The organism is Pseudomonas sp. P9_31 (assembly GCF_034008235.1).
Lineage (GTDB): Bacteria > Pseudomonadota > Gammaproteobacteria > Pseudomonadales > Pseudomonadaceae > Aquipseudomonas.
The window spans coordinates 4253663-4272636 of record NZ_CP125375.1 but is presented as its reverse complement, the minus strand read 5'-3'; the positions used below and the strand labels follow the sequence as shown (position 1 = coordinate 4272636).

Genomic DNA, 18974 nt, shown 5'->3' with positions numbered 1-18974 from the left:
CATGGGAACGATCAGCCCGGAAGATCTTAGCGCTGATGCACCAGATTCCCCGCCGCATACGTCTGCAACACCGTCCGGTCATCCCCCAACGTCATCAATACAAACAGCGTTTCGGCAATGTTATTGGCCTGTTTCAGGCGATAGCTGAGCAGTGGCGTGGCGTTGTAGTCCAGCACCAGGAAGTCCGCGTCGGTACCCGGTTGCAAGGTGCCGATCTTGTCTTCCAGGCGCAGCGCGCGGGCGCCGCCGAGGGTGGCCAGGTACAGTGACTTGAACGGGCTCAGCCGCGCGCCTTGCAGTTGCATGACTTTGTAGGCTTCGTTCAGGGTTTGCAGCAGCGAGAAACTGGTGCCACCCCCGACGTCGGTACCGAGGCCGACATTGAGTTTGTGCTTCTCGGCCATCGGCAGATTGAACAAGCCACTGCCGAGGAAGAAGTTGGAGGTCGGGCAGAAGGCGATGGCCGAACCGGTTTGCGCCAGGCGCGCGCATTCGTCGTCGCACAGGTGCACGCCGTGGGCGAACACCGAACGCTCACCGAGCAATTGGTAGTGATCGTAGACGTCCAGGTAGCCCTTGCGCTCCGGGAACAGTGCCTTGACCCACTCGACTTCCTTGAGGTTCTCGCTGATGTGGGTCTGCATGTACAGATCCGGGTATTCGCTGAGCAACTGACCGGCGAGAGTCAGTTGTTCCGGAGTGCTGGTCGGGGCGAAGCGTGGGGTAACTGCATAGTGCAAGCGGCCCTTGCCGTGCCAGCGCTCGATCAGCGCCTTGCTTTCGACGTAGCTCGATTCGGCGGTGTCGGTCAGGTAGTCCGGCGCGTTGCGGTCCATCATCACCTTGCCGGCGATCATCCGCAGGTCCAGCTGTTCGGCGGCCTCGAAAAAAGAATTCACCGATTGTGGATGCACGCTGCCGAACACCAGCGCGGTGGTGGTGCCGTTGCGCAGCAGTTCCTTGATGAAAATATCGGCGACTTCATCCGCGTGGGCCTTGTCGGCGAACTGGCTTTCGCATGGGAACGTGTAGGTGTTGAGCCAGTCCAGCAGTTGCTCGCCATAGGCGCCGACCATGCCGGTTTGCGGCAAGTGGATGTGGGTGTCGATGAAGCCGGGGGTGATCAGCGCGTCCTGATAATGAGTGATCTCGATGTCGGCCGGCAGGGTCGGCAGCAATTCGCTGGCGTGGCCGATGGCGCTGATCTGGCCGTTCTCGACCAGCAGCAAGCCGTCTTCGAAATACTCGTAAGAGGCTTCGATGCCCACTTCGGCAGGGTCGGCGATGCTGTGCAGAATGGCGGCGCGGTAGGCTTTGCGAGTCAGAGGCATGGGGGTTCTCAATTGGTTGCTTGGCTGCGGCGTGAAGCAGGCAGCAATTTGGCAATCGATGATCCGGCGCTGGCAGTGTGCTGGCCGAAATTGGCGTTATAGGTAGCGATGATTTCGCCGGCGATGGAGATGGCGATTTCCACAGGCAACTTGCCTTTGACTTCGCCCAGGCCCATCGGGCAGCGCATGCGTTGCAGCACGGTGCTGTCGAAACCGCGATCGCGCAGGCGGTGTTCGAACTTCACCCGTTTGGTCTTCGAACCGATCAAGCCGAAGTAGGCGAAGTCGTTGCGTTTGAGGATCGCGGCGGTGAGTTCGAGATCGAGCTGGTGGTTGTGGGTCATGACGATGCAGTAGCTGCCGGTGGGCAGGTCATCGACTTCATCCAGCGGTTCTTCGGTGACGATTTTACGCACGCCGTGGGGGATCTGCTCGGGGAATTCCGCTTCCCGCGAGTCGATCCAGCGCACCCGGCACGGCAGGCTGGCGAGCAGTGGCACCAGTGCCCGGCCGACGTGGCCGGCGCCGAATACCGCAATTTGCGCCTGGACCTGGCCCATCGGTTCGAACAGCAACACGGTCACGCCACCGCAGCACTGGCCCAGGCTGGCGCCGAGGCTGAAGCGCTCCAGATGGGTGTCCTGCCGGCCGCTGGCAAGCATCTCGCGGCCGATCTGCATGGCCTTGTATTCCAGATGCCCGCCACCGATGGTGTCGAATGTTTGCGTGGCGCTGATGACCATTTTCGAGCCAGCATTACGCGGCGTCGAGCCGAGCTCTTCGATGATGGTCACCAACACACAGGGTTCACCCCGGGTTTGCAGGTCGGCGAGGGCGTCGATCCAGTTGTACATGTTTTCACCCCTACAACATTGTTGTCTGTTCGGGCCTCATCGCGAGCAGGCTCGCTCCCACATTTGGAATGCATTCCCCTGTGGGAGCGAGCCTGCTCGCGAATGGCCGCACCTCGGTCTATAGCGAAGCCAGCTCGGTTTCAGCTTCCACGGCTTTCACCGCCGTCAACTGCCGCATCTGTTCACAGCCCCACAACACCCTCTCCGGCGTTGCCGGTGCGTCGATTTTCGGTTGATGCTGGTAGTCGCCCAAACTGGCCACGGCGTCCTTGATCGCGCACCACGCGGCGATACCGAGCATGAACGGCGGCTCGCCCACGGCCTTGGAATGGAACACCGTGTCTTCCGGGTTCTTGCGGTTTTCCACCAGCTTCACCCGCAGGTCCAATGGCATGTCCGCCACCGCCGGGATCTTGTAGCTGGCCGGGCCGTTGGTCATCAGTTTGCCTTTGTTGTTCCACACCAGTTCTTCCATGGTCAGCCAACCCATGCCCTGGATGAAACCACCCTCGACCTGACCGATATCAATCGCCGGGTTCAACGAGTCGCCGACGTCGTGAAGGATGTCGGTGCGCAGCATCTTGTACTCGCCGGTCAGGGTGTCGACGATCACCTCGGCGCAGGCCGCACCGAAGGCGTAGTAGTAGAACGGCCGACCCCGGGCCTGACTGCGGTCGTAGTAGATTTTCGGGGTCTTGTAGAACCCGGTGCTCGACAGCGACACCTGGGCGAAATAGGCCTGCTGGATCAGCGATTCAAACGTCAGGATGTGATCGCGAACCCGCACATGACCGTTGTGGAATTCCACATCTTCTTCACTGACCTTGTATTGCCGCGCGGCGAATTCCACCAGGCGTTTCTTGATGATTTCAGCTGCGTTTTGCGCCGCTTTACCATTGAGGTCGGCGCCGCTCGACGCAGCGGTTGGCGAAGTGTTCGGAACCTTGTCGGTGTTGGTCGCGGTGATCTGTACGCGGTCCATTTCCACCTGGAACACTTCAGCCACGACTTGCGCAACCTTGGTGTTCAGGCCCTGGCCCATCTCGGTGCCGCCATGGTTCAGGTGAATGCTGCCGTCGGTATAGATGTGGATCAGTGCACCGGCCTGATTGAGGAAGCTGGCGGTGAAGGAAATACCGAATTTCACCGGGGTCAGCGCCAGGCCTTTTTTCAGGATCGGGCTGTTGGCGTTGTAGCGACGAATCGCTTCGCGACGCTCGGCGTACTGGCTGCTTTCTTCCAGTTCAGCGGTCATTTCCTCGAGCATGTTGTGCTCGACGGTTTGGTAGTAATGGGTAATGTTGCGCTCGGTTTTGCCATAGTAATTGGCCTTGCGCACCGCCAGTGGATCGAGGCCCAGATGGCGGGCGATGGCGTCCATCACTTCTTCGATGGCGACCATGCCTTGCGGGCCGCCGAAGCCACGGTAAGCGGTGTTCGACGCGGTGTTGGTCTTGCAGCGGTGACCGTTGATGGTCGCGTCGCCCAGGTAGTACGAGTTGTCGGCATGGAACATCGCGCGGTCGACAATCGACGCCGACAAGTCCGGAGAACAACCGCAGTTGCCGGCCAGTTCCAGCGCAATGCCGTGCAGGCGGCCGGTGCTGTCGAAGCCCACGTCGTACTCGACGTAAAACGGGTGACGCTTGCCGGTCATCAGCATGTCTTCGACCCGCGGCAGGCGCATTTTGGTCGGCTGACCGGTCAGGTGCGCAATCACCGCGCACAGGCACGCCGGGCTTGCCGCTTGAGTTTCCTTGCCGCCGAAACCACCGCCCATGCGGCGCATGTCGACGACGATTTTGTTCATCGACACGTCCAGCACTTCCGCCACCAGTTTCTGTACTTCGGTGGGGTTCTGGGTCGAGCAGTAAACGATCATGCCGCCGTCTTCGGTCGGCATCACCGAAGAGATCTGGGTTTCCAGGTAGAAGTGTTCCTGGCCGCCGATGTGCAGCGTGCCCTGGATGCGATGCTCTGCAGTAGACAGCGCGGTGGCCGAATCGCCGCGCTGGTGGGTGTGGCTGTCGAGCACGAAGTGGCGTTTGCGCAGGGCTTCGACCACGTCCAATACAGGTTCGAGATCTTCGTATTCGATGATCGCGGCCATGGCCGCCTTGCGCGCGGTTTCCAAGTCTTTCGCCGCGACGGCGAGCACCGGTTGACCGACGAACTGCACGTCATCGATGGCCAGCAACGGATCACCCGGCAACAGCGGACCGATGTCTTTCAGGCCCGGCACATCTTCGTGGGTGATGGCGATGCGCACGCCTTCGAAGGCATAGCAGGGCTTGGTATCGATGCTGATGATTTTCGCGTGGGCGCGGTCCGACAGCCGTGCGTAAACGTGCAGCTGATTGGGGAATTCCAGCCGATCGTCGATGTACTGCGCTTCACCGGATACATGCTTGTCGGCGCTGTCGTGCTTGACGCTGCGGCCGACACCGGTGGTCAGGTCCTTGGCGAACAATTCAGCCAGTTCGGCTTGGGTCTTCTCTACGGCATGATGATTAGACATAAGCGGTCACCCGAGTCTCGATGTGCGGTGTTTGCAGTTCGATGAAGTATTTACGCAGCAGGTTCTGTGCGCTGAGCAGGCGGTATTCCTTGCTGGCGCGGAAGTCTGAGAGCGGTGTGAAATCTTCGGCCAGTGCGGCGCAGGCGCGTTCAATGGTGGCGTTGTTGAACGGTGCGCCAACCAGCGCGGCTTCGCAGCTTTTGGCGCGTTTCGGGATCGCCGCCATACCGCCGAAGGCGACCCGGGCGTCGGCGATCACGCCATTGTCGATACGCAGGTTGAACGCCGCGCAGACCGCGGAAATGTCATCGTCCAGACGCTTCGACACCTTGTAGGCGCGGAACAGTTGTTCGGCGCTGGCACGCGGCACGATGATTTTCTCGATGAACTCGCTTTCCTGGCGCGCGGTGACCCGGTAGTCGATGAAGTAATCTTCCAGGGCCATGGTGCGGCGAGTCTCGCCTTTGCACAGCACGACCTGCGCGCCAAGGGCGATCAGCAGCGGTGGCGAGTCACCGATCGGCGAAGCGTTGCCGATGTTGCCGCCGAGGGTGCCCTGGTTGCGAATCTGCAACGAAGCGAAGCGTTGCAGCAATTCGCCGAAGTCCGGGTACTCGGCTTTCAAGGCGTCATAACAGTCGGAGAGGGCGGTGGCGGCGCCGATTTCCAGGCGATCGTCGAAGCGTTCGATGCGCTTCATTTCGGCGACGTTGCCGACGTAGATCATCACCGGCAAGGTGCGGTGGAACTGCGTGACTTCCAGTGCCAGATCGGTGCCGCCAGCCAGCAGGCGAGCCTGTGGATAAGCGTCGTAGAGGTCGGCCAGATCGGCCACGGTCAACGGCACCAGGCAGCGCTTGTCGCCACTGTTGAGTTCGCCGATGTCGGTGGGGGCGATGGCTTTCAGGCGAGCGATGGTGTCGGCCTCGCGGGCATCGAACTGGTCCGGTTGTTTGCCACAGCAAGCTTGTTCGGCAGCGGCGAGGATCGGCCGATAGCCGGTGCAGCGGCAGAGGTTGCCGGCCAGGGCTTCGTGGGCCTTGTGATGATCCGGTGCGTCGCTGTTCTTTTGCAGCGCGAACAGCGACATGACGAAGCCGGGAGTACAGAAGCCGCATTGCGAGCCGTGGCACTCGACCATGGCTTTCTGCACGCTGTGCAGTTGGCCTTTGTGCTTGAGGTCTTCGACGCTGATCAGTTGTTTGCCGTGCAAGGAGGAGACGAACGTCAGGCACGAGTTGAGGCTGCGATAGCGAATGTGTTCGCGGCCATCGTCATCCGTCTGCAGCTCGCCGACCACCACAGTGCACGCGCCACAGTCACCGCTGGCGCAGCCTTCTTTGGTGCCGGGTTTGCCCACATGGTCGCGCAGATAATTGAGCACGGTCAGGTTCGGGTCCAGGGCGTGCTCGCTACGGAGTTCCTGGTTGAGTAAAAACTGGATCACGGAAGGCCTCGCAAACTCATTATTGTTGTTAACCGACATGCGCCGAATTTATCAGGTCTGACTTTTCGGTCAATGATTTTCTGACTTAAAGGTCAGGAAAAGGCATTTTGTCGATCAACGACTCGTTCCTTCATTATTGACCCTCACGCGATAGCCTGCTTTTTGCGTGAATCGTGCCAAAAACCGCTGGGTGGGCACTCCGCCATGACCCATCAATTGCGCTACACTGCGCCGCTTGTGCAGATCGAAGAGTTTGAAGGAAAACCATGACGTTCAAGGCGCCGGACAGCCTCGCCGAGCAAATCGCTCACCACCTCGCCGAACGTATCATTCGCGGCGAAATGAAGCCGGGGGAGCGCATCCAGGAACAGAAGGTCACGCTGGCCCTCAATGTCAGCCGCGGTTCAGTCCGTGAGGCCTTGCTGATCCTCGAGCGCCGCCACTTGATCGCGATTTTGCCGCGACGTGGCGCCCATGTGACCGAGCTGACGGCGCACAAGGTGCAGAGCCTGTGCACGCTGATGAGCGAGCTGTACATCCTGCTTGGCAACGCCGTGGCCAGCGGCTGGCAAGTCCAGGCCGACATGGCGCCGTTCGTGCAGATCCAGCAGCGCCTGACCGCCAGCTACGAGCGCCAGGATATCCGCACCTTCGTCGACGACAGCTTCAGCGTGATGCGCGCTGCGTATCCGTTCGCCAATAACCCGTACTTGCAGGAAACCGTCGAGAATCTGCAGCCGGCCATGAGCCGCGCGTATTTCCTCGCACTGGACCAGCGCAAGGCCTCGATGAGCGAGTTTCTGGAGCTGTTCGAACGCTTGCTCGCCGCCGTGCTGGCCCGTGACTTTGCGCAGATCCGTGTGGTGCTGACGGCGTATGCCCAGCGCAGTTGCGATCTGGTGGTTTCTGCCTTGACGGTCGCTTAAGCGTGCGGCTCAAGTGCATTAAGCTGGCGGGGTTCAAATCCTTCGTCGACCCAACCACGGTGAACTTCCCCAGTAACATGGCGGCGGTGGTCGGGCCCAATGGTTGCGGCAAGTCGAACATCATCGACGCCGTGCGTTGGGTGATGGGCGAGAGCTCGGCCAAGAACCTGCGCGGCGAGTCGATGACCGACGTCATCTTCAACGGCTCCACCAGCCGCAAACCGGTGAGCCAGGCGAGCATCGAGCTGGTGTTCGATAACTCCGACGGCACCCTGCTCGGCGAATGGGCTGCTTATGCGGAAATTTCCATTCGCCGCAAAGTGACCCGCGACAGCCAGACCACCTACTACCTCAACGGCACCAAGTGCCGCCGCCGCGATATCACCGACATCTTTCTGGGTACCGGCCTCGGCCCGCGCAGCTATTCGATTATCGAGCAGGGGATGATCTCCAAGCTGATCGAGTCCAAGCCCGAAGACCTGCGTAACTTTATCGAAGAAGCGGCGGGCATTTCCAAGTACAAGGAGCGTCGGCGCGAAACCGAAAACCGCATTCGTCGCACCCACGAAAACCTTGCCCGCCTGACCGATCTGCGCGAAGAGCTCGAGCGTCAGCTTGAACGCTTGCACCGCCAGGCCGAGGCCGCCAAGAAGTATCAGGAATACAAAGGCGAAGAGCGTCAGCTCAAGGCCCAGCTGTCGGCCTTGCGCTGGCAGGCGTTGAACGAGCAGGTCGGCCAGCGCGAGTCGATCATCGGCACCCAGGAAATCACCTTCGAAGCCCTGGTGGCCGAGCAACGCAATGCCGACGCGGCCATCGAACGCCTGCGTGACGGGCATCACGACCTCTCCGAACGCTTCAATCTGGTGCAGGGGCGTTTCTATTCGGTCGGCGGCGACATCGCCCGGGTCGAGCAGAGCATCCAGCACGGTCAGCAGCGCTTGCGTCAATTGCAGGACGACCTGAAAGAAGCCGAGCGCGCACGGCTGGAAACCGAGTCTCACTTGGGCCACGACCGCACCTTGCTGCTGACCTTGGGCGAAGAGCTGGACATGCTCACGCCGGAACAGGAAGTCACCAGCGCCGCCGCCGAAGAAGCGGCTGCCGCGCTCGAAGAATCCGAAACCACCATGCACGGCTGGCAGGAGCAGTGGGACACCTTCAACCTCACCGCTGCCGAGCCGCGCCGTCAGGCCGAAGTTCAGCAGTCGCGGATCCAGCAGCTGGAAACCAGCATGGAGCGTCTGGCCGATCGCCAGAAGCGTCTTGGCGAAGAACGTGCGTTGCTGTCGGCGGATCCCGAAGACGCGGCGATCATGGAGCTCAGCGAGCAACTGGCCGCGAGCGAGGCGACGCTGGAAGACTTGCAGGCCAGCGAAGAAGCGCAAGTCGAACGCCTCGAGCAATTGCGTCAGGAGTTGCAGCAAGCGCTGTCGGCGCAGCAGCAGGCGCAGGGTGATTTGCAGCGGCTCAACGGGCGTCTCGCATCGCTTGAGGCCTTGCAGCAAGCCGCGCTCGATCCGGGTACCGGCACCGCCGAATGGCTGCGCGAACAGCATCTGGCGGATCGTCCGCGTCTGGCCGAAGGCCTGAAGGTCGAGGCCGGTTGGGAGCTGGCGGTGGAAACCGTGCTCGGCGCCGACCTGCAGGCGGTGCTGGTGGATGACTTCGGTGATTTCGATCTGGCCGGGTTTGCCCAAGGCGATTTGCGTTTGCTCAGCCCGGCCAGCGATGGCGCGCGCGTGCCCGGCAGTTTGCTCGACAAGGTCGAGGCGCAGATCGATCTGTCGCCGTGGCTGGGGCAGGTCAAGCCGGTCGACAGTCTTGAGCAGGCCTTGGCCTTGCGCGGGCAATTGGCCGCCGGGCAAAGCCTGATCAGCCGCGACGGTTACTGGGTCGGCCGACACTTCTTGCGTGTGCGCCGGGCCAGCGAAGCGGAAAGCGGCGTGCTCGCCCGTGGTCAGGAAATCCAGCGGCTGGGCCTTGAGCGCGAAGAGCGCGAAGCCACGGTCGAAACCCTGGAAACCCAACTTCAGAATCTCAGGGCGCAACAGCGTCAGCAGGAAAACGGCCGCGAACATTTGCGTCGTCTGCTGCAAGACGAAGCCCGTCAGCAAGGCGAATTGAAAGCCCAGTTGTCCGCCGGCAAAGCCAAGGTCGAACAGTTGACCCTGCGCCGCACCCGTCTCGATGAAGAGCTCACGGAGCTGAGCGAGCAGCGCGCCCTGGAACACGAAAACATCGGCGAAGCGCGCCTGCAATTGCAGGAAGCGCTCGACGCCATGGCGCTGGATACCGAGCAGCGCGAGTTGCTGCTGGCCCAGCGCGACAGCCTGCGCGAGCGCCTCGATCGGGTGCGTCAGGAAGCCCGGCAGCACAAGGACCATGCGCATCAATTGGCGGTGCGCCTCGGTTCGCTGAAGGCGCAACACGACTCGACGCGTCAGGCGCTGGAGCGGCTGGAAATGCAGTCCGAGCGCCTGACCGAGAAGCGCGAGCAGCTGAGCCTCAACCTGGAAGAGGGCGAGGCGCCGCTGGAAGAGCTGCGGCTGAAGCTCGAAGAGTTGCTCGACAAACGCATGACCGTCGACGAAGAACTCAAGACCGCGCAAATCGCCATGGAAGACGCCGACCGCGAACTGCGCGATGCGGAAAAGCGCCGTACCCAGGCCGAGCAGCAATCCCAGTTGATTCGCAGTCAGCTCGAACAGCAACGCATGGAATGGCAAGCGCTGACGGTGCGGCGCAAGACCTTGCAGGATCAATTGCTCGAGGACGGCTACGACCTCAATGGCGTGCTCGCCACGCTGGTGGCCGGGGCCAACGAGAAAGACGCCGAGGAAGAAATCGAGCGCATTGCCGCGCGGATTCAGCGCCTCGGCGCGATCAACCTCGCGGCCATCGACGAATACCAGCAGCAATCCGAGCGTAAACGTTATCTGGATGCGCAGAACGACGATCTGGTGGAAGCGCTGGACACCCTCGAGAACGTAATTCGCAAGATCGACAAGGAAACCCGAAACCGCTTCAAGGATACCTTTGATCAGATCAATGGCGGTTTACAGGCCCTTTTCCCAAAAGTTTTCGGTGGAGGACGCGCGTATTTGGAACTGACGGGCGAAGATCTACTCGATACAGGGGTAACGATCATGGCGCAGCCGCCAGGAAAGAAGAACAGCACCATCCATTTGCTCTCCGGTGGCGAAAAGGCCCTGACCGCATTGGCTCTGGTATTTGCCATCTTCAAGTTGAACCCGGCGCCGTTCTGCATGCTCGATGAGGTTGACGCACCATTGGATGACGCTAACGTCGGGCGCTACGCACGGCTGGTCAAAGAGATGTCGCAGACGGTGCAGTTCATCTACATCACCCACAACAAGATCGCCATGGAAATGGCCGACCAATTGATGGGGGTGACGATGCACGAACCGGGTTGCTCGCGTCTGGTGGCAGTGGATGTGGAGGAGGCGATGGCGATGGTGGACGCTTGAGTCATTGCATGTAGGGCAAGTAATTTTGAGTTGTAGGGCTTTTTACTTGCCTTGACTTGCTGGCCATTCGACATAATTCGCGCAAGCCACTGTGACAGACGGTGTAAAGTTATCTTTGGTCGTGCTAGTTTAATGTCAATTTTTCGTATACGTGGGCAAAACGCCTGTCAGAACATAGAGTTGGCGCCACGTTTTAAAGCGGTTTACACAATGTAAACCCCTTATTTTTCAGCATTTTTTATAGAGGCACGGGATTACATGGAAATCGGTCTGCGCGAGTGGCTGATCGTCATCGGCATTATTGTCATTGCCGGTATTCTTTTCGATGGCTGGCGTCGCATGCGCGGCGGCAAGGGAAAACTGAAATTCCGTCTTGACCGAAGTCTGTCCAACCTGCCGGACGAGGACACCAGCGCCGAGCTGTTGGGCCCGCCCCGGGTGTTGGATACCCATAAAGAACCGCAACTGGACGAGCACGATCTGCCGTCGGTGAGCATGCCTGCCCGTGAACCTCGCGAGTCGGGTTCCAAGCGCGGCAAGCGTGGCCATGGCGAGCCATCGCAAGGCGACTTGAACCTCAACCTGGACCTCGATGGCGGCCCGAGCTTCAGCAGCCGTGACAACGATTTCCCGGATGACACCAAATCCGCCGGCCCGGCCGATAAAGATCAGCCGCAAGCCGAAGAAGTGCTGGTGATCAGCGTGATCTGCCGCGACCCGGCAGGCTTCAAGGGCCCGGCGCTGTTGCAGAACATTCTGGAGAGCGGTCTGCGTTTCGGCGAGATGGACATTTTCCACCGCCACGAAAGCATGGCCGGTAACGGCGAAGTCCTGTTCTCCATGGCCAACGCGGTCAAGCCGGGTGTCTTCGACCTGGATGACATCGACCATTTCAGCACTCCGGCGGTGAGCTTCTTCCTCGGCCTGCCAGGCCCGCGTCATCCGAAGCAAGCCTTCGACGTGATGGTGGCTGCGGCACGCAAACTGTCCCAGGAACTGAATGGTGAACTGAAAGACGACCAGCGCAGCGTACTGACTGCCCAAACGATTGAGCACTACCGTCAGCGCATCGTCGAGTTCGAACGTCGCGCCCTGACCCAGAAGCGCTGAGTCAAAAGATCGCAGCCTCGTTTCACTCGACAGCTCCTACAGGGTTCGCGATTTTCTGTAGGAGCTGTCGAGTGAAACGAGGCTGCGATCTCTTGATCTTGATGAAATGAGATAGAGCAGCCTCGGCTGCTCTTTTGCTTTATGAGAGAACACCCATGACCGCCGCCAAAACCCGCATTCTAGAGCTGCGCGCCGAGCTCGATCAGCACAACTACCGTTACCACGTGCTGGACGAACCAAGCATTCCGGACGCCGAATACGATCGGTTGTTCCATGAGCTCAAAGCCCTCGAAGCAGCCCATCCCGAACTGATCACCAGCGACTCGCCAACCCAGCGTGTCGGCAGTGCGGCGCTGTCGGCGTTCACTCAGGTGCGTCATGAAGTGCCGATGCTCAGCCTTGGCAACGCATTCGAAGAAACCGACATGCGCGAATTCGATCGTCGGGTAACGGAAGGGCTGGACCTGCCGGTCGGTGACCTGTTCGGCGCTGGCGCGGCGGTGGAATACAGCTGCGAACCCAAGCTCGATGGTCTGGCGGTCAGCCTGCTGTATCAGGACGGTATGCTGGTGCGTGGCGCCACTCGCGGCGATGGCACCACCGGCGAAGACATCAGCGTCAATGTGCGCACCGTGCGCAATATCCCGCTCAAGCTGCATGGCAGCGGCTGGCCGGCGACCCTGGAAGTGCGCGGCGAAGTGTTCATGTCCAAGGCTGGTTTCGAGCGGCTCAACGCCACGCAACTGGAAGTCGGCGGCAAGACCTTCGCCAACCCGCGTAACGCGGCGGCGGGCAGCTTGCGGCAGCTGGATTCGAAGATCACCGCCAACCGTCCGCTGGAATTCTGCTGCTACGGTATCGGCCAGATTTCGGCGGATATTGCCGACACGCACATTGGCAATCTGCAGCAACTCAAAGCCTGGGGTATGCCGATCAGCCATGAGCTGAAACTGGCCCATGGCATCGATGAATGCCTGGATTACTACCGCGACATCGGCGAGCGTCGTATCGCGTTGCCCTATGAGATCGACGGCGTGGTGTTCAAGGTCAACAGCATTGCGTCCCAGCGCGAGCTGGGGTTTCGCGCTCGCGAACCGCGCTGGGCGATTGCCCACAAATTCCCGGCCATGGAAGAACTCACCGAATTGCTCGATGTGGAATTCCAGGTCGGCCGCACCGGTGCCGTGACGCCGGTGGCACGTTTGAAGCCGGTCAAGGTCGCGGGTGTTACCGTGGCCAATGCGACGTTGCACAATATGGATGAAGTTGCCCGGCTGGGGCTGATGATCGGTGACACCGTGATCATCCGCCGCGCCGGTGACGTGATTCCGCAAGTGGTGCAAGTGGTCGCCGAGCGCCGTCCGGAGAATGCCCGGCCGGTACAGATTCCCGAGCAGTGCCCGGTCTGCGGTTCCCATGTCGAACGCACGCAACTGATCAAGCGCAGCAAGGGGCGCGAGACCATCAGCGAAGGCGCGGTGTATCGCTGCGTGGGTCGTCTGGCCTGCGGTGCGCAACTCAAGCAAGCGATCATTCACTTCGTATCGCGCCGTGCGATGGACATCGAAGGGCTGGGCGAGAAGAGCGTCGAGCAGCTGGTGGACGAGGGCCTGGTGAGTTCGCCGGCCGATCTCTATGCCCTGACGTTCGAGCAGATCGTCGACCTGGAAGGCTTTGCCGAGCTGTCGAGCAAGAACCTGCTCGGCGCCATCGAAGACAGCAAGCAACCAAGTCTGGCGCGGTTTATCTACGCCTTGGGCATTCCCGATGTCGGTGAAGAAACGGCCAAGGTGCTCGCACGTTCTCTCGGCTCGCTGGAGCGGGTTCAGCAGGCGTTGCCGCAGGTGCTCACGTACTTGCCGGATGTCGGGCTGGAAGTGGCTCACGAGATTCACAGCTTCTTTGAAGACGCGCATAACCGGCAAGTGATCAAGGATCTGCTCAAGCACGGCTTGCAGATTCAGGATCAGGGCGAGCTGGGTGCGGAGTTCGCCGCCAGTACCACACTGGGCGGCTTCCTCGACAAGTTGCACATTCCTTCGGTCGGGCCGGGCGGGGCGCAGAAACTCGCCGACAAATTCGGCTCGCTCGAGGCGGTGATGAGTGCTGATTGGCTGGACATGCGTCAGGCGCTACCGGAGAAACAAGCGACTTCGGTTCGCGAGTTTTTTGCGGGCACGGAAAATCGTCAACTCGCCGAGGCGGCGGAAAAGCAGTTGCGTGATTTCGGTATGCATTGGCAGAGCGAGAAAAAGGTCGTCGAAGGGTTGCCGCTGGCCGGGCAGACCTGGGTGCTGACCGGTTCGCTGGAGCTGATGAGTCGCGATGTGGCCAAGGACAAACTTGAAAGCCTCGGCGCCAAGGTGGCCGGTTCCGTGTCGGCCAAGACCCATTGCGTGGTCGCCGGGCCGGGCGCGGGCTCGAAGCTGGCCAAGGCCAATGAGCTGGGGTTGAAGGTGCTGGATGAAGAAGCGTTTGTGGCTCGTCTGAAGGAATACAACATCTCGATCTAACAGAGACCTGTGGCGAGGGAGCTTGCTCCCGTTCGGCGGCGAAGCCGTCGCAAGACCTGCGTATGTCTGACAAATCGCGGTTGTTGGTTCTGGGGCCGCTACGCAGCCCAACGGGAGCAAGCTCCCTCGCCACAAGATCTTCGGGTGGGGATGATCTAGTCTTCGCAGGCCCCAGGGAGAGATCGTCATGTACCGCTTCTTCGAACAGCTCAGCTCGCGCATCGCCGCGCCCTTCATGGGAGAGCATTCGCGCAATGGCAAGGTCTGGCATTGTCGCTGCGGGCAGTCGCTGTTCTTTCGCAACAGCCAATGCCTGGCCTGCTCGGCGGCGCTGGGCTATCAGCCGCAGCAGAGTCGCTTGTCGTCGTTGCAATCTGGCCCGCAAGTGGATACCTGGTTGCTCGACGCCGATCCTGACGCCGGTGTGTTCCGCCGTTGCGCCAATCTCGATTCCCCGGCCGCCTGCAACTGGCTGCTGCCGGCCAATGATCATGACGGGTTGTGCATCGCCTGTAGCCTGAATCGCACCATCCCCGATCTGTCGGTCCCGGAAAATCACGAGCGCTGGCGTAAAGTGGAAATCGCCAAGCGTCGTCTGGTGGCGCAGTTGCTCAGTCTGGGCTTGCAGGTCATTCCGAAAGCCGTGGACGAAGAGACCGGTCTGGCCTTCGATTTCATCGGTATCGACCTCAAAGGCAAAACGCCGACCACCGGGCATGCCAACGGTTTGATCACCCTCGATATCGAAGAGGCCGACGACGCCCACCGCGAGCAGGTTCGCGTGCAAATGCACGAACCCTATCGCACGCTGCTGGGGCATTTTCGCCATGAAACAGGGCATTACTATTGGGAGCGGCTGGTCGCCAACAGTGGTTGGCTGGAACCGTTCCGCAGCCTGTTCGGCGACGAGCGTGAGCGTTATGCCGAGGCCCTCGATCGGCATTACCGGCAAGGCGCGCCGCTCGACTGGCAGCAACATTACGTCAGCGCCTACGCCACCATGCACCCCTGGGAAGATTGGGCGGAAACCTGGGCTCACTACCTGCACATGATGGATGCGGTGGACACTGCGCTGGGTTTCGGCATGAGTGCCCGGGAAATGGATTTCGATTACCAGCCGTTTGCGCCCAGCACGCTATTCGATCCGCAGCACCCCGGCGCCCCGGCGTTCCTGTCGTTCGTCAATGCATGGATCGAACTGGCCGGCATGCTCAATGAATTGTCACGCAGCATGGGCCAGCCGGATTTCTATCCGTTCGTCCTGTCATCGGCGGTGATTGCCAAGTTGCACTTCATTCACTTGGTGATCCAGCAAGAGGGCGGCAGGGCGGATGAGGTGTTGGCGCAATAGGATCAAAAGTTCGCAGCCTTCGGCAGCTCCTTGATGTGCGCCGATCCATGTAGGAGCTGCCGCAGGCTGCGATCTTTTAAGGTCGGCGCATGTCCTTGAAGCGGCTCATATTTTTTAATCCGCCCGAACGGTTGTAACTTCGTCTCAGATAGGTACAATGGCGCGGCTCGCCGTCAGGTGAGCGTCGTTATGGTGACCCCATCGGTCCCCCCGCAACGATTACCCGTGAACCTGGTCAGAGCCGGAAGGCAGCAGCCACAGCGGGAACATTGTGTGCCGGGGTGTGGCTGGTGGGGTTGCCTCCATAAGGCAACACGAACCCTCTTTCGTGTTTTCTATCTAAAAATACTGTTTTGTTTCCCCTGCCATGGAGCTCATCCAGGGCGGTGTTTCGTCGTTTCCGAATTGAAGAGCGGGATATAAAAAAGAGGCCGATCTGTCGCATTCGACAGCTCGGCCTCTTTTTTTTTCATTTACTGGCACTAAGGCTTGGACAAGGCCTGGTCAACCGCTGCGATCAGCTTTCCCAGATCCTTCGGGGTGGCTTTGTGTATGACGCTGAACAGGTACGCCCGCTGTTCATCTTCGTCGCCCAGATCTGCGAAAAAGGCTTTCAGCTTCACGCCCAGCACGTCGGCTAGCAAAAACAGTGCTTCCACGCTGGGGGTATAGGTGCCGGTTTCGAAGCGGCTGATGGTTTTGGGGTCAAAACCGGTTTTTTCGCCGAGTTCAGCCTGAGTAAGCCCTGCGACCTTGCGGTAGCGTCGGATGGCCAGACCCAAACTTGAAATTTGCATCGCTCAATTCCCATTTAGAATCAAGAACTTAACGATAGATTTTTGCATTAGGCAACTGCATGATCCATCACCTTGCTTTGCAAAATGTGATGCATTTCGTAGAATCGCCGCTTCGAAGGAGGTTTTGATGAGCTGCTTTCTGAAGTTTAGGCGATATGAAACAGCCAGCATTGTCCTCCTTTGGCGGGTATATGGAGAAGCCGTTAGCGATCTGAAATCCTCGCGAAATGTTACCAGAGTCGGTGTTGCTGCCTTGCCCGAGGCCTTTGAGCCTGTTTGGTCCGGGGGCCATCAAATGCTGTTCATGGAGTGATAACGTGTCTCTGCGCAGTACGTCTCAAAACATCTCTTCCGGGCATCCTGCGCTGGTCGAGCGGTACCACCGCTAGCGACAGTGAGCCTGACTCATGGATGAGAAATACCGCAGGGCCGTGGATGCTGCCGCCATTTTTTCCGAGACCGATCTGAACGGCCGGATTACCTACGTCAACGATCAATTCTGTGCTGTGTCCGGCTATAGCCGCGAGGAGTTGCTCGGGCAGAACCATCGCTTGCTGAACTCCGGCCTGCATTCCGCTGATTTCTTCGCCGCCATGTGGCGCACCATCGCCCTGGGCAATATCTGGAAGGGCGAAATCTGTAATCGCGCCAAGGATGGCAGCCTGTATTGGGTCGACAGCACCATGGTGCCAGTGCTCGATAATGACACCGGGTGCATTCACCGATACCTGTCGATTCGTTTCGATATCAGCGAGAAACGCCAACTGCTGCAATCCCTGCAATGGCGGGTCGGGCATGATGTGCTGACCGGGCTACCCAATCGCGCGTTCCTGTCGGATTTGCTGGATCAGGCGCTGGAATTCTCTCGGGATGAAAACATTCCGCTGGCGGTGTGCATGCTCGACCTCGACGGGTTCAAGGCGGTCAACGATGGTTACGGTCATGCCAGTGGCGATATGTTGCTGGTGGAAGTGGCCAAGCGTCTGCGCGACATTGTGCGCGGCGAAGACGTGGTAGCGCGACTGGCCGGTGACGAATTTGTGCTGGTGTTGCGTTACGTGCGTGATCTGCCGGAATTGTGCGGGGCGCTGAACCGTGTGCTGGGGGCGATCTCGGCGCCTTACACGCTGCACGGCAAGGACATCAATGTGTTCGCCAGTATCGGCGTCACCCTGTTCCCCCACGACAACGAAGATGCCGAAACCCTTCTGCGGCACGCCGATCAGGCGATGTATGTGGCCAAGCAGAGCGGGCGAAACCGCTTTCATCTGTTCGATGTTTCCCGGGATCAGGAGGTCAAGGCCACTCACCAGACCGTCGAGCGGGTGCGTCAAGCGCTGGTCGCCGGTGAGTTGCGCCTGCATTTTCAGCCCAAGGTGAACATGCGCCGTGGCGAGGTCGTCGGTTTCGAGGCATTGCTGCGTTGGGAGCATCCGCAAAACGGCATGGTGCCACCTCGGGAGTTTTTGCCGCTGGTGGAGGATACGGACCTGATCATCGATATCGGCGAATGGGTGATGGACCAGGTGCTGTCGCAGTTGCATCGTTGGCAGCAAGTGGGGCAGGGCTGGCCGGTCAGCATCAACATTGCGGCGCGACATTTTCAGCGCGCGGATTTCGTCGACCGGCTCAGGCACGTACTCGCTCGACATGCCCAGGTCGCTCCGCAGATGCTCGATCTGGAAATCGTCGAGTCGGTGGCGATCGAGAATATTCAGCATGTCAGCGCCTGTTTGCAGGCCTGTCAGGCGTTGGGGGTGCAGTTTTCCTTGGGTGACTTTGGCACGGGGTGCTCGTCCCTGAGCTACCTCAAGCGTTTACGAACCCAAACCATCAAGATCGATAAGTCGTTTGTGCGCGACATTCTGATCGATCGTGACGATCTGGCCCTGACCACGGCGGTCATTGGCCTGGCCCGGGCGTTTGACCGGCAGGTGATTGCCGAGGGGCTGGAAAGCCTTGAGCACGGTGTATTGCTGTTGCGGCTGGGATGCGACGTTGCTCAAGGCTATTTCATCGCCCGCCCCATGCCGCCCGGGGAAGTGCTGGACTGGGTGGCGGGGTTTGTCGCTCCGTTGCAATGGCAGGCACTCGACCGCGATCAAGCGCTCCCTGTAGCAGCTGCCGAAGGCTGCGCAGCAGTCGTAAATCCTGAGTTCACGGTTTAACTGAAAGACCGCAGAGCCTGTTCTGACGACGGCTACGCCGCCGAACGCAGCCTTCGGCAGCTGCTACGGGTTGGTATCAGGGATACCGGTATAGAGCCGGATGATGTCATCGATCTCCCCGGACATTTTCATTTGCAGCAACGTACGCAGAATGCGTTGTACAGGCACCTTGGGGTCGTTGCGCACATAACAACCGACGGCTTGTTCATGCACCAGCGCCAGGCTTTGCAGTTGCTGGTCGGCCGGCCGTGCTCGATTTGCGCCATGGGCATGGCCAAACTGTCGGCCACCACGAAGCGCAACGGCGCTTCAGCGGCCGCGACGCTCAGGCTGACCCACAGCAGTGCCCCCAAGGTAAAACGCATAAATGCTCCGGAACGGCTCAATCCTGGGCCGATAAAAGCTCTTCAACATGCAGCTTAGCCAGATTAGACGAGCGCACCGGATGCAATTTTGGCCTTGCTCCGC

11 protein-coding genes, 1 other RNA gene and 1 pseudogene are annotated in these 18974 nt (G+C 60.0%); 7 read left to right on the top strand and 6 right to left on the bottom strand.

What is annotated here, in order from left to right; genetic code table 11:
• Positions 1-26 precede the first annotated feature (26 nt).
• From guaD to xdhA, 4 genes are all read right to left on the bottom strand, one after another.
• Positions 27-1331, bottom strand: coding sequence for a guanine deaminase (gene guaD, locus QMK51_RS19045; protein ID WP_320391239.1), 1305 nt, complete (start codon positions 1329-1331; stop codon positions 27-29).
• A gap of 8 nt (positions 1332-1339) precedes the next feature.
• Complete coding sequence (gene xdhC, locus QMK51_RS19040) at positions 1340-2185, bottom strand: xanthine dehydrogenase accessory protein XdhC (RefSeq protein ID WP_320391238.1); 846 nt, start codon at positions 2183-2185, stop codon at positions 1340-1342.
• 118 nt (positions 2186-2303) lie between these two features.
• Positions 2304-4703 carry a xanthine dehydrogenase molybdopterin binding subunit gene (gene xdhB, locus QMK51_RS19035; RefSeq protein WP_320391237.1) on the bottom strand — a complete coding sequence of 800 codons (2400 nt, stop codon included), beginning with the start codon at positions 4701-4703 and terminating at the stop codon, positions 2304-2306.
• Entirely contained in the window at positions 4696-6150 is a 1455-nt protein-coding gene (xdhA, locus tag QMK51_RS19030) for a xanthine dehydrogenase small subunit (RefSeq protein ID WP_320391236.1), read from the bottom strand. The genes xdhB and xdhA overlap by 8 nt, the downstream gene beginning before the upstream one ends.
• Before the next feature lie 266 nt (positions 6151-6416).
• On the opposite strand from xdhA, the gene QMK51_RS19025 reads away from it, so the two are divergent.
• From QMK51_RS19025 to ffs, 6 genes are all read left to right on the top strand, one after another.
• Positions 6417-7076 (top strand): GntR family transcriptional regulator, encoded by a 660-nt coding sequence (locus tag QMK51_RS19025; RefSeq protein WP_320391235.1) that lies wholly within the window; start codon positions 6417-6419, stop codon positions 7074-7076.
• 2 nt (positions 7077-7078) lie between these two features.
• On the top strand, positions 7079-10567 hold the full coding sequence (gene smc / locus QMK51_RS19020; RefSeq protein ID WP_258696757.1) for a chromosome segregation protein SMC: 3489 nt from the start codon (positions 7079-7081) through the stop codon (positions 10565-10567).
• Between the two features lie 258 nt (positions 10568-10825).
• Entirely contained in the window at positions 10826-11677 is an 852-nt protein-coding gene (gene zipA / locus QMK51_RS19015; RefSeq protein WP_258696756.1) for a cell division protein ZipA, read from the top strand.
• 155 nt (positions 11678-11832) lie between these two features.
• Positions 11833-14190, top strand: coding sequence for an NAD-dependent DNA ligase LigA (gene ligA / locus QMK51_RS19010; protein ID WP_320391234.1), 2358 nt, complete (start codon positions 11833-11835; stop codon positions 14188-14190).
• A 187-nt stretch (positions 14191-14377) separates the two neighbouring features.
• Entirely contained in the window at positions 14378-15541 is a 1164-nt protein-coding gene (locus tag QMK51_RS19005; protein WP_320391233.1) for a putative zinc-binding metallopeptidase, read from the top strand.
• Between the two features lie 199 nt (positions 15542-15740).
• Positions 15741-15837: signal recognition particle sRNA small type (gene ffs / locus QMK51_RS19000), an RNA gene on the top strand.
• 186 nt (positions 15838-16023) lie between these two features.
• Here the strand turns inward: ffs and QMK51_RS18995 are convergent.
• Positions 16024-16338, bottom strand: a complete 315-nt coding sequence (locus QMK51_RS18995; RefSeq protein ID WP_258696753.1) for a helix-turn-helix domain-containing protein — start codon at positions 16336-16338, stop codon at positions 16024-16026.
• Between the two features lie 407 nt (positions 16339-16745).
• Between QMK51_RS18995 and QMK51_RS18990 the strand changes: the two genes are divergently transcribed.
• The gene (locus QMK51_RS18990; RefSeq protein ID WP_320391232.1) at positions 16746-18506 is read left to right on the top strand and encodes a putative bifunctional diguanylate cyclase/phosphodiesterase; all 1761 of its coding nucleotides are present in this window, start codon (positions 16746-16748) and stop codon (positions 18504-18506) included.
• Between the two features lie 63 nt (positions 18507-18569).
• On the opposite strand, the pseudogene QMK51_RS29020 reads toward QMK51_RS18990, so the two are convergent.
• Positions 18570-18746 (bottom strand): annotated as a pseudogene (locus QMK51_RS29020) (amino acid ABC transporter substrate-binding protein); the annotation flags it as partial.
• Positions 18747-18974 lie beyond the last annotated feature (228 nt).

Excerpts from the sequence above, each read along its gene's own strand:
- ligA (WP_320391234.1), top strand. The coding sequence starts at position 11,833 with ATGACCGCCGCCAAAACCCGCATTCTAGAGCTGCGCGCCGAGCTCGAT.
- guaD (WP_320391239.1), bottom strand. The coding sequence starts at position 1,331 with ATGCCTCTGACTCGCAAAGCCTACCGCGCCGCCATTCTGCACAGCATC.
- xdhC (WP_320391238.1), bottom strand. The coding sequence starts at position 2,185 with ATGTACAACTGGATCGACGCCCTCGCCGACCTGCAAACCCGGGGTGAA.
- zipA (WP_258696756.1), top strand. The coding sequence starts at position 10,826 with ATGGAAATCGGTCTGCGCGAGTGGCTGATCGTCATCGGCATTATTGTC.
- QMK51_RS18990 (WP_320391232.1), top strand. The coding sequence starts at position 16,746 with ATGGATGAGAAATACCGCAGGGCCGTGGATGCTGCCGCCATTTTTTCC.
- QMK51_RS18995 (WP_258696753.1), bottom strand. The coding sequence starts at position 16,338 with ATGCAAATTTCAAGTTTGGGTCTGGCCATCCGACGCTACCGCAAGGTC.
- QMK51_RS19025 (WP_320391235.1), top strand. The coding sequence starts at position 6,417 with ATGACGTTCAAGGCGCCGGACAGCCTCGCCGAGCAAATCGCTCACCAC.
- xdhB (WP_320391237.1), bottom strand. The coding sequence starts at position 4,703 with ATGTCTAATCATCATGCCGTAGAGAAGACCCAAGCCGAACTGGCTGAA.
- QMK51_RS19005 (WP_320391233.1), top strand. The coding sequence starts at position 14,378 with ATGTACCGCTTCTTCGAACAGCTCAGCTCGCGCATCGCCGCGCCCTTC.